Here is a 17,672-nt window from a genome sequence, read left to right on the forward strand (position 1 = left end):
TCCAACTCCTTCAGGTGTTGCTGGGTGTACTCAGCTCGCGGCTGATTTCTTGCGCCGGTTCGTGATGATCTGTCCGGCTACCACCACCAGTACAGCAATGACGAACATCGCCGTGCCGATGACGTTGATCTGGACGGGCGTACCGCGCTGGGCCGATCCCCAGACGAACATGGGGAAGGTGACGGTGGAGCCCGCGTTGAAGTTGGTGATGATGAAGTCGTCGAACGAGAGCGCGAAGGCGAGCAGCGCGCCGGCGGCGATGCCGGGGGCGGCGATCGGCAGCGTGACCCGTACGAAGGTCTGCACGGGGCCCGCGTAGAGGTCGCGCGCGGCCTCCTCGAGGCGCGGGTCCATCGACATCACGCGCGCCTTGACCGCCGTCACCACGAACGACAGACAGAACATGATGTGGGCGATGAGGACCGTCCAGAAGCCCAGCTCGGCGCCCATGTTGAGGAAGAGCGTGAGCAGGGAGGCGGCCATGACGACCTCGGGCATGGCCATCGGCAGGAAGATCAGCGAGTTGATCGCGCCGCGCGCCCGGAAGCGGTAGCGGACAAGCGCGAAGGCGATCATCGTGCCGAGGATCGTGGCGCCGAGGGTGGCCCAGGCCGCGATCTGCAACGACAGGGTCAGCGAGCCGCACAGGTCGGCGACGCCGCACGGGTCCTTCCAGGCGTCGAGCGAGAAGCGCTGCCAGGCGTAGTTGAAGCGCCCGTTCGGCTTGTTGAACGAGAACACCATCACGACGATGTTCGGCAGGATCATGTACGCGAGCGTCAGCAGGCCCGCGATGACGACAAGGTTCCGACGGATCCAACGCATCAGACCAGGTCCTCCGTTCCCGCGCGGCGGATGTAGACGGTGACCATGAGCAGCACGATCGCCATGAGGATGAAGGACAGGGCGGCGGCGGTCGGGTAGTCGAGCACGCGCAGGAACTGCGACTGGATGACGTTGCCGACCATCTTGGTGTCGGTCGAGCCGAGGAGTTCGGCGTTGACGTAGTCGCCGCTCGCCGGGATGAAGGTGAGCAGCGTGCCCGAGACGACGCCCGGCATGGAGAGCGGGAACGTCACCTTGCGGAAGGTGGTGGCGGGGGACGCGTACAGGTCCTTCGCGGCCTCGTGCAGCCGGCCGTCGATCCGCTCCAGGGAGGTGTAGAGCGGCAGGATCATGAAGGGCAGGAAGTTGTACGTCAGACCGCAGACGACCGCCATCGGGGTGGCGAGCACGCGGTCGCCCTCGGTCCAGCCGAGCCAGCTGGTCACGTCGAGGACGTGCAGCACGTTGAGCGCGTCGACCACCAGGCTGTCGTCGGCCAGGATCGTCTTCCAGGCCAGGGTCCTGATGAGGAAGCTGGTGAAGAAGGGCGCGATGACGAGGACGAGGACCAGGTTGCGCCAGCGGCCGGCCTTGAAGGCGATCATGTACGCCAGCGGGTAGCCGAGGAGCAGACACAGGAGCGTGGCGGTACCGGCGTACAGCAGGGAGCGGACGAACTGCGGCCAGTACTCCTGGAAGGCGTCCCAGTAGGTCTGGAAGTGCCAGGTGACCTCGAAGCCCTTCTCCAGGGAGCCGGTCTGCACGGAGGTCGAGGCCTGGTAGACCATCGGCAGCGCGAAGAAGACGAGCAGCCAGATGATGCCGGGCAGCAGCAGCCAGTACGGGACGAGCCGCTTGCGGGTGGAGGGCTTGCGGGTCACCGGTTCCTCGACCGGCGCCGCGTCCTCCTTGGTGAGGGTGGGTGCGCTCACGAGGCGTCCTCCACCGTCTCCACGCCGGCGTCGATGTCCTGGGCGGCGTCGAGACCGAAGGTGTGCGCGGGGTTCCAGTGCAGGACGACCTCGGCGCCGGGGACGAGGCGGGTGTCGCGCTCGATGTTCTGCTCGTAGACCTGCAGCTCCGCGCCCGCCGGGCTGTTCACCACGTACTGCGTGGAGACACCGATGAAGGAGGAGTCGACGATCCGGCCGGTGACCTTGTTCCGGCCGTCGGCTATCCGCCCCGCGTCGTCGGCGTGCGCGAGCGAGATCTTCTCGGGGCGGACACCCACGAGGACCTTGCCTCCGGTGCGTACGGTCGCCGAACAGCGGTCGCCGGGCAGCCGGAGCTTGCCTCCGCCGGCCGTCACGACCAGGTCGCTGCCGCCGGTCTCGACGACCTCGGCCTCGATGAGGTTGGAGGTGCCGAGGAAGTTGGCGACGAAGGTGGTCCGCGGGTTCTCGTACAGGTCGGCGGGGGCGCCGAGCTGCTCGACCCGGCCGCCGTTCATCACCGCGACCTGGTCGGCCATGGTCATGGCCTCCTCCTGGTCGTGGGTGACGTGGACGAAGGTGATGCCGACCTCGGTCTGGATCCGCTTGAGCTCCAGCTGCATCTGGCGGCGCAGCTTGAGGTCGAGCGCGCCGAGCGGCTCGTCGAGGAGGAGGACCTGCGGGTGGTTGATGAGCGCGCGGGCCACGGCGACGCGCTGCTGCTGGCCGCCGGAGAGCTGGTGCGGCTTGTGGCGGGCCTTGTCGCCGAGCTGGACGAGCTCCAGCATGTCGTCGACCTGCTTCTTCACCGACTTGATGCCGCGTCGGCGCAGACCGAAGGCGATGTTCTCGGTGATGTCCATGTGCGGGAAGAGCGCGTAGGACTGGAAGACGGTGTTGACCGGCCGCTTGTAGGGCGGGAGGGCGGTGACGTCCGTGTCGCCGAGGAAGACCGAGCCGGTGGTGGGGTCCTCCAGGCCGGCGATCATCCGCAGCGTGGTGGTCTTGCCGCAGCCGGAGGCGCCGAGGAGCGCGAAGAACGAGCCCTGCGGGACGGTCAGGTCGAGCGGGTGGACGGCGTTGAAGGAGCCGTACGTCTTGCTGATGCCGGTGAGACGGACGTCGCCGCCCGTGTTCTTGCCAGTGTGAGCAGTCTTGTCAGTCATGGGTTGCGATCCCAGGGTTCGTAAGAGGTGGACGGCGGTTCTCAGGCACCGATGAGCTTGGCGAACTTCTCCTCGTACGCCGTCTCTTCCTGGCTGCTCAGCGAGCGGAAGGCGTGCGACTTCGCGGCCATGGCCTTGTCGGGGAGGATCAGCGTGTTGGAGGCGAGCTCGGGGTCGATCTTGGCCAGCTCGTCCTTCACCCCGTCGACCGGGCAGACGTAGTTGATGTACGCGGCGAGCTGGGCGGCGACCGGGAGCTCGTAGTAGTAGTCGATGAGCTTCTCGGCGTTGGCCTTGTGCCGGGCCTTGGCCGGGACCAACAGGTTGTCGCTCGAGGTGATGTAGCCGGCCGAGGGGATCGCGTACTGGATGTCCGGGTTGTCGGCCTGGAGCTGGATGACGTCACCGGCCCAGGCGAGGCAGGCGGCGAGGTCGCCCTTGTCCAGGTCGGAGGTGTAGTCGTTGCCGGTGAAGCGCCGGATCTGCTTCTTGTCGACGCCCTTCTGCAGCCGGCCTATCGCCTGGTCGTACTCGGCGTCCGTGAACTTCCCCGGGTCCTTGCCCATGTCGAGCAGGGTCATGCCGACGGAGTCGCGCATCTCGGTGAGGAAGCCGACCCGGCCCTTGAGCGCGGGGTCGTCCAGGAGTTGGGTGACGGAGTCGATCTTCTTCCCGCCGGTCGCCTTGGTGTTGTAGGCGATGACGGTGGAGATGCCGGTCCACGGGTACGAGTAGGCGCGGCCCGGGTCCCAGTCGGGGCGACGGAACTGCGTGGACAGGTTCGCGTACGCGTTGGGGAGGTTGGCCGCGTCGAGCTTCTGCGCCCAGCCGAGCCTGATGAGGCGGGCGGCGAGCCAGTCGGTGACGCAGACCAGGTCGCGGCCGGTGTCCTGGCCGGCCGCGAGCTGCGGCTTGATCTTGCCGAAGAACTCGACGTTGTCGTTGATGTCCTCGGTGTACTTGACCTTGATCCCGGTGCGCTTGGTGAACGCCTCCAGGGTCGGGCGGGACTTCTCGTCCTCGCTGACGTCCATGTACTCGGTCCAGTTGGAGAAGCTGAGCTGCTTCTCCTTGGCCGAGAAGTCCGTGGACGCGGGGCCCTCGCCCTCGCGCTTGGCCGGCGGGATGCCGCACGCGCTCAGGGACGCGAGGCCGCCGATCGTGAGCGCGCCGACACCTCCGGCGCGCAGCATCGAACGGCGGGTGAGGGCGCCCCGGCCGCTCGTCAGACTGCGTCGCATCGCCGCGAGCTGCGCGGCGGACAGGCTGTCGGGCTCGTACTGGTCCATGCGCTGTGCCTCTCGGGGGTTGGGGAGGACTACCGGTCTCCGAAGATCGTGCGGTGCCAGTCCTTGCGGACCACCGCGGTGTTTTCGTACATCACATGCTTGACCTGCGTGTACTCCTCGAAGGAATACGCCGACATGTCCTTTCCGAACCCGGAGGACTTGTAGCCTCCGTGCGGCATCTCGCTGATGATCGGAATGTGGTCGTTGACCCAGACACATCCCGCCTTGATCTCGCGGGTGGCGCGGTTGGCGCGGAACACGTCACGGGTCCAGGCGGAGGCCGCCAGGCCGAAGGGGGTGTCGTTGGCGAGGCGGAGGCCGTCGTCGTCGCTGTCGAAGGGCAGGGCGACGAGGACGGGCCCGAAGATCTCCGACTGCACGACCTCGCTGTCCTGCGCGGCGCCGGTGATCAACGTCGGCCGATAGTACGCACCGTTCTTCAGCTCCCCGCCGGGTGCCTCGCCGCCGGTGACGACGGTGGCGTAGCCGCGGGCGCGCTCGACGAAGCCGGCGACGCGGTCGCGCTGGGCGTGGCTGATGAGCGGGCCGAGGTCGGTGGAGGGGTCGAAGGGGTCGCCGAGGCGGACGGTCTCCATGAGTTCGGCGACGCGGGCCACGAAGGCGTCGAAGAGCGGGCGCTGGACGTAGGCGCGGGTGGCGGCGGTGCAGTCCTGGCCGCTGTTGATGAGGGAGGCGGCGACGGCGCCGTGGGCGGCGGCCTCCAGGTCGGCGTCGTCGAAGACGACGAAGGGGGCCTTGCCGCCGAGTTCGAGGTGGAGCCGCTTCACGGTGGAGGTGGCGATCTCGGCGACCCGCTTGCCGACCGGGGTGGAGCCGGTGAAGGAGGTCATGGCGACGCCGGGGTGGCCGACGAGGTGCTCGCCGGCGGTGCGGCCGGCGCCGTTGACGATGTTGACGACACCGTCGGGGATACCGGCGTCGGTGGCGGCCTGGGCGAACATCAGGGAGGTGAGCGGGGTGAGCTCGGCCGGCTTCAGCACGACGGTGTTGCCGGCGGCGATGGCCGGGAGGATCTTCCAGGCGGCCATCTGGAGGGGGTAGTTCCAGGGGGCGATGGAGCCGACGACACCGATGGGTTCGCGCCGTACGTACGAGGTGTGGTCACCGCTGTACTCACCGGCGGACTGCCCCTGGAGGTGGCGGGCGGCGCCCGCGAAGAAGGCGGTGTTGTCGACGGTGCCGGGGACGTCGAACTCGGTGGACAGCTTGATCGGCTTGCCGCACTGGAGGGACTCGACGCGGGCGATGTCCTCGGCCCGCTCGGCGAGGACGCCCGCGAAGCGGTGCAGGGCGTCGGAACGCTCGCCGGGGGTCGCCCCCGCCCAGCCGGGGAACGCCTCGGTGGCGGCGGCGACGGCGTCGTCGACGTCCGCGGTGGAGGCGAGGGTGTACGTGTACACGCTCTCGCCCGTGGCCGGATCGATGACGCTGTGCTCGTCCCCCGAGGTTCCGGGCCGCAGCCGCCCGCCGATGTACTGTGCGCCGTCCGCGAAGCGGTCCGTCACCTGGAAGCGGTTGCCCATGACGCTCTCCGTTGTTCCAGCTCGAATTGAGTGCCGATCCTGACAGAGGGATATCGGGCCAACAAGTGATTCCGTTGTTGCCTTTTGGTTACGCGACGGAATCGGTCGACCATGTGTCGAGGACCATGGAAAATCTCCATACGGAGTGTCCGTGGCGGCTGCCAGACTGCCATGCATGGGGCAGATAGAGACATTGACGCAGCAGGTCAGACAGGGTGACAGGGTGAAGTTCCTGCCCTTCTGGGGCCACCGCCCGAGGCCCGACGGGCAGCTCTCGGCGAGCTGTCTCAGCCAATGGTGGGAATCACCCTTCGAGGTCGAGGGCGTGCGGTACGCGACGGCGGAGCACTGGATGATGGCGGCGAAGGCCCGGCTCTTCGGCGACCCGGAGGCCGAGCGGGCCGCCCTGTCGTCCCGTACGCCCGCGGAGGCGAAGAAGGCGGGCCGGCTGGTGCGCGGCTTCGACGAGACGGTATGGGAGCGGGAGCGCTTCGCCGTCGTCGTCGAGGGCAGCGTCCACAAGTTCGCCTCGGACGAGGCGCTGCGGGCGTTCCTGATCGGCACGGGCGATCGCGTCCTGGTGGAGGCGAGCCCGCTGGACCGCGTGTGGGGCATCGGCCTCGCCGCCGACGACCCGCGCGCGACGGACCCGTCCCGCTGGCGCGGCCTGAACCTGCTGGGCTTCGCCCTCATGGAGGCGCGGCAGCGCCTGCGCGGCGGCTGAGCGTCACGGTCCGCGCACGCCGACGGCGCGGCCTCGGCACGGGTAGGCCCGCACCTCCGGTCACTCAGCCGCACCGGCACGCCCCGCCACCCGGCGCGGTCACGCGAAAGGCCCCGCACCGGAAAGCGCGGGGCCCTCTTCCGTGACGGAGCCGCGCGTCAGCGGCGCTCGATCACCAGGCTCGTCGAGAACGGGTCGTCCGAGTCGTTCTGATAGTCCTCGCTCTGGGTGATGGCCCAGATGATGAAGCCCAGGAACACCGAGCTGACCAGGATGCCGATCGCGCCGAGCACGATGCCCGCCGTCGCCATCCCGCCGTTGTTCGCCTCGCCGCGCTGGACCTTCTTGCGGGCTATGACGCCGAAGACCAGCGCGAGGATGCCGAGGACGATCCCGAGTCCGTACATGCAGAAGCCGGCCACCGCGATGATGCCGAGCACCATCGCCGCCGTCCCCATGCCGTTCGCCGGGGCGGCCTGCTGCCAGCCGGGCTGGCCGTAGCCGGCGGCGGCGCCCGCTCCGTAGCCCGGGTAGCCGGGGTAGCCGTAGCCCGAGGGCGCGGGCGCCGCGACCGGCGGCGGCGTCGGGTAGCCGTACGAGCCGGTCGCCGGGCCACCGGGAGCGACCGGAGGCGGCGGCACCTCCCCCGTCGGCATCGCGGTCATCGTCGGCTGGTCGTGGACCGGCGGACGGTCCTGCGGCGCGGGCGCGGGCGTCGCGGGCTTGCTCAGTTCCACCCCGTCGCGGTTCGGCGGAGCCCACGGGTCCGCCGGGTCGTACCCGCCCCGCGGCTGGTCGCTGTTGTCAGACATGGGCCTCCCCCATCGTGGTCACGCCATGCTACGACCTCGCCCCCTGACGGCACCCGCCCGGCCTACGATGATCCGATGACCGATCTGCTCCCCTTCATCGCAGGGCTCCCCAAGGCCGAGCTGCACGTCCACCACGTCGGCTCCGCCTCCCCCCGCATCGTCGCCGAGCTGGCCGCGCGGCACCCGGACTCCAAGGTCCCCACGGACCCCGAGGCGCTCGTCGAGTACTTCACCTTCACCGACTTCGCCCACTTCATCGAGGTCTACCTCTCGGTCGTGGACCTCGTCCGCACCCCGGAGGACGTCCGGCTGCTGACCTTCGAGGTCGCCCGTGACATGGCCCGGCAGAACATCCGGTACGCCGAGCTGACCATCACCCCCTACAGCTCGACCCGCCGCGGCATCGACGAGCACGCCTTCATGGCCGCGATCGAGGACGCCCGCAAGGCCGCGGAGGCCGAGCTCGGGGTCGTGCTGCGCTGGTGCTTCGACATCCCCGGCGAGGCCGGTCTCGAGGCCGCCGAGGAGACCGCCCGGCTCGCCGTCGACCTGCGCCCCGAGGGCCTGGTGTCGTTCGGGCTCGGCGGCCCGGAGATCGGTGTGCCGCGCCCGCAGTTCAAGCCGTACTTCGACCGGGCCGTCGAGGCCGGTCTGCACTCCGTCCCGCACGCGGGCGAGACGACCGGCCCGGAGACGATCTGGGACTCCCTGCGGGACCTGCGCGCCGAGCGCATCGGCCACGGCACCAGCGCCGTCCAGGACCCGGCGCTCCTCGCCCACCTGGCGGAGCACCGGATCGCCCTGGAGGTATGCCCGACGTCCAACATCGCCACCCGCGCGGTCGCCGACCTGGACCAGCACCCCATCAAGGAGATGGTGGCGGCCGGCGTCCTGGTGACGATCAACAGCGACGACCCGCCGATGTTCGGTACGGACCTCAACAACGAGTACGCGGTCGCCGCCCGGCTCCTGGAGCTCGACGAGCGCGGTCTCGCGGCCCTCGCCAAGAACGCGGTCGAGGCCTCCTTCCTCGACCCGGCCGGCAAGGCCCGCATCGCCGCCGAGATCGACGCGTACACGGAGAAGTGGCTGGCGGGGCGGTAGGGGCCGGCCGGCGGATCAGCGTCGCGGCCCCGGCCATGATTCGCCGGAGAGCCCCCAGCCGCGACAATGGCCCCATGGACCACGTCACTGTCGTAGGCCACCGCGGCAATCCGTACCGCGTCCGGGAGAACACCGTCCCCTCGATCGTCTCGGCGATCGAGGCGGGCGCGGACGCCGTCGAGATCGATGTACGGCTGACCGCGGACGGCGTCCCCGTCCTCCTCCACGACGACACGCTCAAGCGGCTGTGGGGCCACGACCGGCCGCTCTCCGCGCTCACCCTCGCGCAGGTGCGTGAGCTGACGTTCGACGGCGTGCCCACCCTGCGCGAGGCGCTGATCGCAGCCGGGCCGCACCGGCTGATGCTCGATCTGCCCGGCGGGAACGAGGCCTCGGTCCGCCGGATCGTCGGTACGGTCCGCGAGTGCGGCGCCGCCGAGCGCGTCTACTACTGCGCGGGCGGGGTCGCCATGCTCCAGGTGCGGGCCGCCGACCCGGCCGCCGAGATCGCGCTGACCTGGAACTCGCTCGCCCCGCCCCGGGCCGTCCTCCTCGACGCGGTACGACCGCGCTGGCTCAACTACCGCTTCGGGGTGGTGAGTCGGGACCTGACGGAGCGGGTGCACCGGGACGGCTACCTCCTCTCGGCCTGGACGGCGGACACCCGGCACACCATGCGTAAGCTCCTGTCCCGCGGGGTGGACGCGATCACCACCAACCGTGTGGACGCGCTCGCCGCCGAACTGCGAAGGGGTACTCCGAGGTGACCGGCATCGAGAGGATCCGTACCGACATCGCGCACAACGCCCGTGTGTGGAACTACTGGTTGGGCGGCAAGGACAACTATCCGGTGGACCGGACGGTCGGTGACCAGGTCACCGGCTTCTACCCGAGCATCGGTGAAGTCGCCCGCGCGGACCGGGCGTTCCTCGGCAGGGTGGTGACGCATCTGGCGCAGGAGGCCGGGGTGCGTCAGTTCCTGGACGTCGGTACGGGTCTGCCGACCGCCGACAACACCCACGAGGTCGCCCAGCGCATCGCCCCGGAGTCCCGGATCGTCTACGTCGACAACGACCCGATCGTGCTGACCCACGCCCGCGCGCTGCTCACCAGCGCCCCGGAGGGCGTCACCGAGTACGTCGACGCGGACGCGCGGGACCCGGAGCGGATCCTTCAGGCGGCGGGCCGCACGCTCGACCTGTCGCGGCCGGTCGCCGTGATGATGCTCGGCATCCTCAACTTCGTCCTCGACACCGACGAGGCCCGCAAGGTCGTCCGGACGCTGATGGACGCGGTTCCCTCCGGTTCGTACCTCGTGCTGACCCACCCGACGCTGGAGCCGGAGCTCGGCGGCGAGGGGAACGTGGCGGCGATGGCGTTCTGGAACGAGAACGCGACGCCGCCGATCACGGCCCGTACGCGCGCCGAGTTCGCCTCCTTCTTCGAGGGTCTCGACCTGCTGGAGCCGGGAATCGTGTCCTGCGCGAGCTGGCGGTTCGCCCCGGCGAGCGAGGTGGCGCAGTTCGGCGCGGTGGGCCGGAAGCCGTAGTGGGCATACGGGGGTGGGCACGGGGCCTGGGTGAGCGGGCCCGGCGGTTCGGGGGCTCGCATCCGCTCGCCGTGGACGTCGGGATCGCGCTGCTGGTGCAGGCCGCGATGACGATGCCGTTCGTCGTGCCGCGCGCCCCCGAGCTGCCGCCGGCGACCTGGTCGGCGTACGGCCTGACGACGCTCACCGTGCTCCCGCTGGTCTGGCGGCGGCGCGCGCCGTTGGCAGTCCTCCTCGCGATCCTGGCGACCAGCACGCTCTACGAGCTGGCGGTCGAAGGGCCGGGCCAGCCCCTCCCGTACACCGGGCTCGTCATCGTCCACACGATCGCCGCGCTCGCGCCGCCCTGGCAGCGGCGCGCGACCGTGCTGCTGCTCGTGGTCGCGGTGCCGGTGTCGGTGTGGCTCAACACCGGCTCGGCGCGCGAACTGACCTTCTCCCTCTTCGTGTTCGCGGCGGCGTACGTCTTCGGCCGACTGACGGACGCCCGGCAGCGGGCCCACCGCGTCGAGGCGGAGCGGGCGGCGGCGCGCGAACGGGCCCGGATCGCACGGGAGATGCACGACATCCTCTCCCACGCGGTGAGCCTGATGGTCGTGCAGGCGGAGGCGGGCCCGGTGGCGGTGCGGGCGGCTCCGGAGCGGGCGGAGGCCGCGTTCGACGCGATCTCCGCGACGGGCCGGGACGCGATGGAGCAGCTGCGCCGGATGCTGGGCGTGCTGCGGGACGGGACGGAGGGCGCCGAGCCGCCCCGGGAGCCGCAGCCGGACCTCGGCGGGCTGCCCGCCCTGGTGGAGCGGGTGCGGGCGAGCGGCCTCGACGTCACGTACCGGACGACGGGCGGGGTCCGGGCCCTTCCGGTGGCCGTCGGGGCGACGGTCCACCGGATCGTGCAGGAGGCGCTGACGAACGTGGTGAAGCACGCGGGGGCGCGGACGGCCGCCGTACGCCTCGCGTACGAGGACGGTGTGCTGGAGGTCGTGGTGAGCGACGACGGGCGGGGACCCCGGCGCGGCGCGCGGCCGGCGGGCGGCGAGGGGCACGGGCTCGTCGGGATCCGCGAGCGGGCCGCCGCGCACGGCGGTACGGCGGTGACGGGCCCGGGTCCGGACGGCCGGGGGTTCGAGGTACGGGTGGAACTCCCCGTACCGGTGTCGACGGGGGTGGCACGGTGACGATCCGGGTGGTGGTGGCCGACGACCAGGAGCTGGTCCGGAGCGGTTTCTCGATGATCCTCGACGTCCAGCCGGACATCGAGGTGGTCGCGGAGGCCGGCGACGGCGCGGAGGCGGTGGAGGCGGTGCGCCGCCACTCCCCCGACGTGGCACTGCTCGACATCCGGATGCCGCGCCTGGACGGCATCGAGGCGTGCCGGGCGATCAGCGCGGAGAGCGGCTGCCGGAGCGTGATGCTGACGACCTTCGACTCGGACGCGTACGTCTACGAGGCGCTGCACGCGGGCGCGAGCGGGTTCCTCCTGAAGGACGTGCGCAGGGACGATCTGGTGCACGCGGTACGGGTGGTGGCGCGGGGCGACTCGCTCCTTGCCCCGTCCGTGGCGCGCCGCCTCGTCGAGGAGTACACCCGCCCGGCGCGCCGCGAGGCCGCGGTGCGGTCCGATCCCCGGCCCGATCCCCGGCTCGACGCGCTGACGGCCCGTGAACGGGAGACGCTGCTCCTCCTCGCGCGGGGTCTTTCGAACGCGGAGATCGCGGCGGAGCTGGTCGTCAGCGACCACACGGTGAAGACGCACGTGGGGAACGTGCTGGCGAAGCTGGGGCTGCGGGACCGGATCCAGGCGGTCATCTGCGCGTACGAGAGCGGGCTGGTCACGGCAGGCTCTCCCCCGCTCGGGGGATGAGCGGGGCGGGGGAAGATCCCCCGCTCCGGCGATCCGTGGATCGTCGCAGGTCGGCAGGGTGTGAGTCGTACGGAACGACGGCTCACACCAACGGAGTTGACCATGAACGCACGCACCCGCGCCCTGCTCGCCGCGACCCTCGTCCTGGGCGTCGCAGCCGCACCCGGGGCCCTCCCCGCGACCGCGACCGCCGCGCAGGCCCCGTCCGTCGCGCAAGCCCCGTCCATCGCGCAAGCCCCGTCCGTCGCACCGGCCTCGGACGACTCCCTGGAAGCGGCGATCGCGGGGCTCCCCTCGAAGGACGCGACGGCCGCGCTGGTACGGATCGGGGGCCGGGAGGGCACCTGGCGAGGAAGCTCCGGCGTGCACGACCTGGAGTCGATGCGCCCTGCCGATCCGGACGCCCGCTTCCGCGCCGGCTCGGTGACCAAGGTGTTCACGGCGGCGGTCGCCCTCCAGCTGGCGGGCGAGGGGCGGCTCGACCTGGACCGCCCGGCCCGTTCGTACCTGCCGGAGCTGATCCCGGCCCGGTACGGGACGGTGACGGTCCGCCAGCTGCTGAACCACACGCACGGGATACCGGCGGCCGACTTCCCCGGTTCGACCGTCGAGGAGTGGTACGCGAACCGCTTCGAGGTCCACGACCCGCGCGCGGTCGTCCGCTCGGCGACGGCGAAGCAGCCGGAGTTCGTGCCCGGGACCCGGCAGCACTACCTGAACATCGGCTACACGATCGCGGGTCTGCTCATCGAGCGGGTCACGGGCGACTCGTACGAGCACCAGGTCCAGGCCCGCGTCCTCGGCCCGCTCGGGCTGCGCGGCACGTATCTGCCGGGCGCCGACCCGCGGATCAAGGGCCCGCACAACCACGGCTACCAGTCGATGCGGCTCGCCGACGGCACGACCGGGCTGCGGGACGTGACGGTGTGGGGCGTCACCGACGGCTGGGCGGCGGGCGACCTGATCTCCACGACGGCCGATCTGGAGCGGTTCACGCGGGCGCTGTTCCAGGGCCGGGTGGTGCGCGGGCCGCTCCTGGAGGAGATGTTCACGCTCCCCGAGGTGCCGGACTTCAAGACCGGCGCCGACGCCGCGTACTCCGTGGGGCTCTCGATGAAGAAGCTCGGCGGGCGGGAGGTGTGGGGGAAGACGGGCGGCCGCTGGGGCTACAACGCGGCGATCGCCTCGACCCGCGGCGGCGGGCGCACCCTGGTGTACAGCGTCAACTCCACGGACGCGAAGGGCCAGGACATGAACAGCGTCGCCCTGGCCCTGATGGTGGCGGCCTACGGACCGCCGACGGCCTGAGGCTGCGGCGCACCGGCCACCGCCTGCATCGCCCGCACCGCTTCGAGGCGCTTGATCATCCGCCGTACGACGAGCAGCGGGATCACGCCGAAGACACCGAACGACATGTCGATGACCGACCACCAGAAGGGGATGCCCCGGATCGGGCCGCAGATCAGGGCGAGCGGGATGATCCCCGCGCAGGCGATCATCCCGAACTCGATCACCCAGATGTTGCGGACGGGGTCGCGGTAGGGCCCGTAGAAGGCGACGGCGATGACGAGGTGCGCGAAGGCCAGCCAGTCGGTGCCGTACAGCAGGAAGGGGTACTGGGAGTCGGCGGCGTCGAGCCCCTCCCGGACCCGCCCGACCCACTCCAGGAGCCCGGGGAAGATCTCCGCGACCGGGGCCGCCCAGGACGCCAACGCGTCCTCGGCCAGGCGGAGTTCGGTGACGAGCGGGAAGGCGGTGATCCCGCTCAGGACCAGACAGACGATGAAGACGACCAGCCACACACGGATACGCCGAAGAAGGGCCACGGGCCCGTTCGCCTCGTTCATGACAGCAGAGTACGCCCGTCATGAACGTGTTCAAAAACCGGGGTCGGGTGGTCCGTCACAGACCGACGATCGCGTTCCACCTCTTCGCGAACTCCGGCCGCTCCTCCGCCGTGATGTCCCGGGCGATCGCGAGCCGCCCCCGCATCTCGTCGTCGGGGAAGATCAGCGGGTCCTCGGCGAGGGCGGCCAGCTCCTCGTCGTCGGAGTCGGCGAGGACGTCACGCGCGGCGGGAACCGGGCAGACGTAGTTGACCCAGGCGGCCAGCTCGGCGGCGACCTCGGGCTCGTAGTAGTGGTCGATCAGCTTCTCGGCGTTCGTCTTGTGCTGCGCGAGGTTGGGGATCATCAGCGACTCGGCCCACAGCTCGGCGCCCTCCTCGGGGACGACGAACTCGATGTCGGGGTTGTCGGCCTGGAGCTGGATGACGTCGCCCGAGTACGCCTGGCAGGCGAGCACGTCACCGGTCGACAGGTCCTTGATGTAGTCGTTGCCGGTGAAGCGGCGGATGTGTCGCTCGGCGACGAGCCGCTCGGTCTGCTCGCACACCGCGTGGAAGTCGTCGGCGGTCCACTTCGTCACGTCGACCCCGTTGCCCTGCAGGAGCAGCGCGAAGGACTCGTCGAGCCCGGAGAGCAGGGTGATCTTCCCGCGCAGTTCGGCGTCCCACAGGTCCTTGACCGACCGGATCTCCCGGCCGAGCTTCTTGCGGTTGTACGCGATGCCGGTGATCCCGGACTGCCAGGGCACGGTGTGCAGCCGGCCCTCGTCGAAGGCGGGCGAGCGCAGCTGCGGGTCGAGGTACCGGCTGATGTTCGGCTGCGCGGCGCGGTCCATCTCCTGCACCCAGCCGAGCCGGACGAACCGGGCGGCCATCCAGTCGCTCATGACGATGAGGTCCCGGCCGGTCTCCTGGTGATTCATCAGCGCCGGGCTGACCTTGCCGAAGAACTCGTCGTTGTCGTTGATCTCCTCGGTGTACCGGACGGAGATCCCGGTGCGTTCGGAGAAGGCGTCCAGCGTGGGCCGCTTCGAGGTGTCGTCGTCATCGGTGTCGATGTAGAGCGGCCAGTTGGCGAAGTCGAGTGTGCGGTCCCGCGCCGAGAGGTCCCGTCCGGCCCGCCGCCCCGGCTCGACATAGGCGGCCGGCACTCCGCACCCGGCGAGCAGCGCCACGGCCCCCGCGCCCCCCGCCCCCCGCAGCAGGGACCGGCGGGACATGTTCTTGCTCGCTGTCGCTCTCATCCGAGCAGCATCCCGGCAGCGCCCCGGCGGAGCAATGGACGCTCCGTCGACGGAACGACCACGCCCCCGACACCCTGTCGATCACATGGCGACATGCGGTCCGTCCCACCGACGTGCGGTCCGTGCCACCGACGTGCGGTGCGTCCCACCCGACCGCATCGGGCACAGGATGTCGGGTCGGGCACCCTGGGTGCTGCCTAGCGTGGTGGTCGTCAAGAGGAAGGAACCGGGGCGTGCTGGAGAAGCTCAACCAGGCGATGGAGCACATCGAACTCCACCTGGCCGACGACGATCAGCCCGTCGACGTGACGGAGCTCGCGCGGATCGCGGGCACGTCGGAGTACCACCTGCGCCGGATGTTCTCCGCGCTCGCGGGCATGCCGCTGTCGGAGTACGTACGGCGTCGGCGGCTCACCCTGGCGGGCGCGGAGGTGCTCGCGGCGCGGGAGACCCTGCTCGAGATCGCCGTGCGCCACGGGTACGGCTCGGGCGAGGCGTTCGCCCGGGCGTTCCGCGCCATGCACGGCGTCGGTCCCGGCGAGGCCCGGCGCACCGGCGCGGCGCTCAACTCCCAGCCCCGGATGGCCTTCCGACTCGTCGTCGAAGGGAACAGCACGATGCGTCACCGCATCAAGGAGAAGCCGGCGTTCACCGTCGTCGGCCCCAAGGCCCGGGTTCCACTGGTGCACCTGGGACCGAACCAGGCGATCATGGACTTCGTCCGTGGCATCGACAGGCGGACGCTGGAGCGCCTGGAGGAGTTGTCGGACCAGGAGCCGCAGGGCATCGTCGCGGTCTGCGACGACCTGGACCCGAGCCGCGCCGAGGGGACGGAACTCGACTACTACCACGGGGTGATCACGACCGCGGCTCCGCCGGAGGGCGTGGACGTCCTGGCCGTCCCGGCCGGCACCTGGGCGGTCTTCACCACCTCCGGACCGGCCCCGCGGGCCATCCAGGAGCTGTGGCGCGACATCTACACGCAGTGGTTCCCCTCGAACCCGTACCGCGGTCGCCCCGGCCCCGAGATCGCCCGCATCCGTCTCTCGGCGGACGGCACCGAGGCCGACGCGGAGCTCTGGCTGCCGGTGGAGGCCGAGACGCGCGGCTGAGCCACGAGCCCCGACACGACGACGCGGTCCCGCCGCCGAAGCGACAGGACCGCGTACGTCAACCGGTCGAGCGGTGGGCTCAGCCGAGCGACGTCATGACGTGCTTGATGCGCGTGTAGTCGTCGAAGCCGTACGCCGAGAGGTCCTTGCCGTAGCCGGACTTCTTGAAGCCACCATGCGGCATCTCCGCGACCAGCGGGATGTGGGTGTTGATCCACACGCAGCCGAAGTCGAGCGACTTCGACATGCGCATCGCGCGGGCGTGGTCCTTCGTCCAGACCGAGGACGCGAGCGCGAACTCGACGCCGTTGGCGTACGCCAGGGCCTGCTCCTCGTCACGGAACGACTGGACCGTGATGACCGGGCCGAAGACCTCGTTCTGGATGATCTCGTCGTCCTGCTTGAGGCCGGAGACGACGGTGGGGGCGTAGAAGTAGCCCTTGTCGCCGACCTGGTGGCCGCCCGACTCGACCTTGGCGTGGGCCGGGAGGCGCTCGATGAAGCCGGAGACCTGCTTCAGCTGGTTGGCGTTGTTCAGCGGGCCGAAGAAGACGTCCTCGTCGTCCGGCTGACCGGTCTTCGTGTCGGCGGCGGCCTTGGCCAGCTGCGTCACGAACTCGTCGTGGATGGACTCGTGCACGAGGACACGGGTCGCGGCCGTACAGTCCTGGCCCGCGTTGAAGAAGCCCGCCGCGGAGATGTCCTCGACGGCCTTGGCGATGTCGGTGTCCTCGAAGACCACGACCGGTGCCTTGCCGCCCAGCTCCAGGTGGACGCGCTTGACGTCCTTGGCCGCCGACTCGGCGACCTGCATGCCCGCGCGGACCGAACCGGTGATGGAGGCCATCGCCGGCGTCGGGTGCTCGACCATGGCGCGGCCGCTGTCGCGGTCGCCGCAGATCACGTTGAAGACGCCCTTGGGCACGATGGCGCCGATGATCTCCGCCATCAGGACGGTCGACGCGGGGGTCGTGTCCGAGGGCTTGAGGACGACCGTGTTGCCCGCGGCGAGCGCCGGGGCGAACTTCCACACGGCCATCATCATCGGGTAGTTCCACGGCGCGACCTGGGCACATACGCCTACGGGCTCGCGGCGGACGATCGAGGTCATGCCCTCCATGTACTCGCCGGCCGAGCGGCCTTCGAGCATGCGGGCGGCACCCGCGAAGAAGCGGATCTGGTCCACCATCGGGGGAATCTCTTCGCTCGCCGTGAGGGCGATCGGCTTGCCGGTGTTCTCGACCTCGGCGGCGATCAGCTCCTCGGCGCGCTCCTCGAAGGCGTCCGCGATCTTCAGCAGAACCTTCTGGCGCTCGGCGGGCGTGGTGTCACGCCAGGCCGGGAACGCGGCAGCCGCCGCGTCCATGGCGGCGTCGACGTCCGCCTGCCCGGAGAGCGGAGACGTGGCGAAGACCTCGCCCGTGGCCGGGTTGACCACATCGATGGTCCGTCCGTCGGCGGCGTCCCGGAATTCACCGTTGATGTAGTTACGCAGCCGGCGCAGCTCGGTGGTCACTTTGCCACCCCTCCTGTCACGTTCATGGTCGCACTTCTTCGTGCGGCGTCCCGTTTGCTGAGACACCCCAGCCTAATCGCTTCCCTGACGCTTTCGACAGGTCCAGCATGCGCCAACTTCGGATTCGGTGAGATGGAGCATCGAAAAC

17 protein-coding genes are annotated in these 17,672 nt (G+C 70.4%); 8 read left to right on the forward strand and 9 right to left on the reverse strand.

Features of this window, described 5'->3' with window-relative positions; translation table 11 throughout:
• Nucleotides 1-30 precede the first annotated feature (30 nt).
• The 5 genes from ACGFYP_RS27010 to ACGFYP_RS27030 are packed head-to-tail and all read right to left on the reverse strand — an operon-like array spanning nucleotide 31 to nucleotide 5,756.
• A complete protein-coding gene (locus ACGFYP_RS27010; protein ID WP_361958857.1) occupies nucleotides 31-825 on the reverse strand; it encodes an ABC transporter permease in 795 nt (264 codons plus the stop codon).
• Nucleotides 825-1,757, reverse strand: coding sequence for an ABC transporter permease (locus ACGFYP_RS27015; RefSeq protein WP_393498607.1), 933 nt, complete (start codon nucleotides 1,755-1,757; stop codon nucleotides 825-827). The genes ACGFYP_RS27010 and ACGFYP_RS27015 overlap by 1 nt, the downstream gene beginning before the upstream one ends.
• Entirely contained in the window at nucleotides 1,754-2,923 is a 1,170-nt protein-coding gene (locus tag ACGFYP_RS27020) for an ABC transporter ATP-binding protein (protein WP_393498610.1), read from the reverse strand. The genes ACGFYP_RS27015 and ACGFYP_RS27020 overlap by 4 nt, the downstream gene beginning before the upstream one ends.
• 41 nt (nucleotides 2,924-2,964) lie before the next feature.
• The gene (locus ACGFYP_RS27025) at nucleotides 2,965-4,212 is read right to left on the reverse strand and encodes a PotD/PotF family extracellular solute-binding protein (RefSeq protein WP_393498613.1); all 1,248 of its coding nucleotides are present in this window, start codon (nucleotides 4,210-4,212) and stop codon (nucleotides 2,965-2,967) included.
• Between the two features lie 29 nt (nucleotides 4,213-4,241).
• Entirely contained in the window at nucleotides 4,242-5,756 is a 1,515-nt protein-coding gene (locus ACGFYP_RS27030; protein ID WP_393498616.1) for a gamma-aminobutyraldehyde dehydrogenase, read from the reverse strand.
• Between the two features lie 175 nt (nucleotides 5,757-5,931).
• Between ACGFYP_RS27030 and ACGFYP_RS27035 the strand changes: the two genes are divergently transcribed.
• Nucleotides 5,932-6,480, forward strand: coding sequence for an NADAR family protein (locus ACGFYP_RS27035; protein WP_393498619.1), 549 nt, complete (start codon nucleotides 5,932-5,934; stop codon nucleotides 6,478-6,480).
• Between the two features lie 158 nt (nucleotides 6,481-6,638).
• On the opposite strand, the gene ACGFYP_RS27040 is transcribed toward ACGFYP_RS27035, so the two are convergent.
• Complete coding sequence (locus ACGFYP_RS27040) at nucleotides 6,639-7,292, reverse strand: DUF4190 domain-containing protein (protein ID WP_393498621.1); 654 nt, start codon at nucleotides 7,290-7,292, stop codon at nucleotides 6,639-6,641.
• 75 nt (nucleotides 7,293-7,367) lie between these two features.
• Here ACGFYP_RS27040 and ACGFYP_RS27045 point away from each other — a divergent pair, with 75 nt between their 5' ends.
• The 6 genes from ACGFYP_RS27045 (at nucleotide 7,368) to ACGFYP_RS27070 (ending at nucleotide 13,114) form a co-directional block, all read left to right on the forward strand.
• A complete protein-coding gene (locus tag ACGFYP_RS27045; protein WP_393498624.1) occupies nucleotides 7,368-8,396 on the forward strand; it encodes an adenosine deaminase in 1,029 nt (342 codons plus the stop codon).
• 74 nt (nucleotides 8,397-8,470) lie between these two features.
• The gene (locus ACGFYP_RS27050; RefSeq protein WP_393498627.1) at nucleotides 8,471-9,163 is read left to right on the forward strand and encodes a glycerophosphodiester phosphodiesterase; all 693 of its coding nucleotides are present in this window, start codon (nucleotides 8,471-8,473) and stop codon (nucleotides 9,161-9,163) included.
• Nucleotides 9,160-9,945, forward strand: coding sequence for an SAM-dependent methyltransferase (locus ACGFYP_RS27055; protein WP_393498630.1), 786 nt, complete (start codon nucleotides 9,160-9,162; stop codon nucleotides 9,943-9,945). The genes ACGFYP_RS27050 and ACGFYP_RS27055 overlap by 4 nt, the downstream gene beginning before the upstream one ends.
• A gap of 107 nt (nucleotides 9,946-10,052) precedes the next feature.
• On the forward strand, nucleotides 10,053-11,120 hold the full coding sequence (locus tag ACGFYP_RS27060) for a sensor histidine kinase (protein ID WP_393498868.1): 1,068 nt from the start codon (nucleotides 10,053-10,055) through the stop codon (nucleotides 11,118-11,120).
• Nucleotides 11,117-11,806: a response regulator gene (locus tag ACGFYP_RS27065; RefSeq protein ID WP_393498633.1), complete on the forward strand. Its 690-nt coding sequence runs from the start codon at nucleotides 11,117-11,119 to the stop codon at nucleotides 11,804-11,806. Before ACGFYP_RS27060 ends, ACGFYP_RS27065 begins: the two co-directional genes overlap by 4 nt.
• A 102-nt stretch (nucleotides 11,807-11,908) precedes the next feature.
• On the forward strand, nucleotides 11,909-13,114 hold the full coding sequence (locus ACGFYP_RS27070; protein WP_393498636.1) for a serine hydrolase domain-containing protein: 1,206 nt from the start codon (nucleotides 11,909-11,911) through the stop codon (nucleotides 13,112-13,114).
• Here the strand turns inward: ACGFYP_RS27070 and ACGFYP_RS27075 are convergent.
• The gene (locus tag ACGFYP_RS27075; protein ID WP_393498639.1) at nucleotides 13,093-13,653 is read right to left on the reverse strand and encodes a hypothetical protein; all 561 of its coding nucleotides are present in this window, start codon (nucleotides 13,651-13,653) and stop codon (nucleotides 13,093-13,095) included. The genes ACGFYP_RS27070 and ACGFYP_RS27075 overlap by 22 nt on opposite strands.
• Before the next feature lie 55 nt (nucleotides 13,654-13,708).
• On the reverse strand, nucleotides 13,709-14,872 hold the full coding sequence (locus ACGFYP_RS27080; protein ID WP_393498871.1) for a spermidine/putrescine ABC transporter substrate-binding protein: 1,164 nt from the start codon (nucleotides 14,870-14,872) through the stop codon (nucleotides 13,709-13,711).
• Between the two features lie 257 nt (nucleotides 14,873-15,129).
• Between ACGFYP_RS27080 and ACGFYP_RS27085 the strand changes: the two genes are divergently transcribed.
• Entirely contained in the window at nucleotides 15,130-16,008 is an 879-nt protein-coding gene (locus ACGFYP_RS27085; RefSeq protein ID WP_393498642.1) for a GyrI-like domain-containing protein, read from the forward strand.
• Nucleotides 16,009-16,087: 79 nt separating this feature from the next.
• Here ACGFYP_RS27085 and ACGFYP_RS27090 read toward each other — a convergent pair whose 3' ends face one another.
• A complete protein-coding gene (locus tag ACGFYP_RS27090; RefSeq protein WP_393498645.1) occupies nucleotides 16,088-17,524 on the reverse strand; it encodes a gamma-aminobutyraldehyde dehydrogenase in 1,437 nt (478 codons plus the stop codon).
• Nucleotides 17,525-17,672: the final 148 nt, after the last annotated feature.

The sequence above is a fragment of the Streptomyces sp. NPDC048370 genome, assembly GCF_043200825.1.
Taxonomy (GTDB): Bacteria; Actinomycetota; Actinomycetes; order Streptomycetales; family Streptomycetaceae; genus Streptomyces.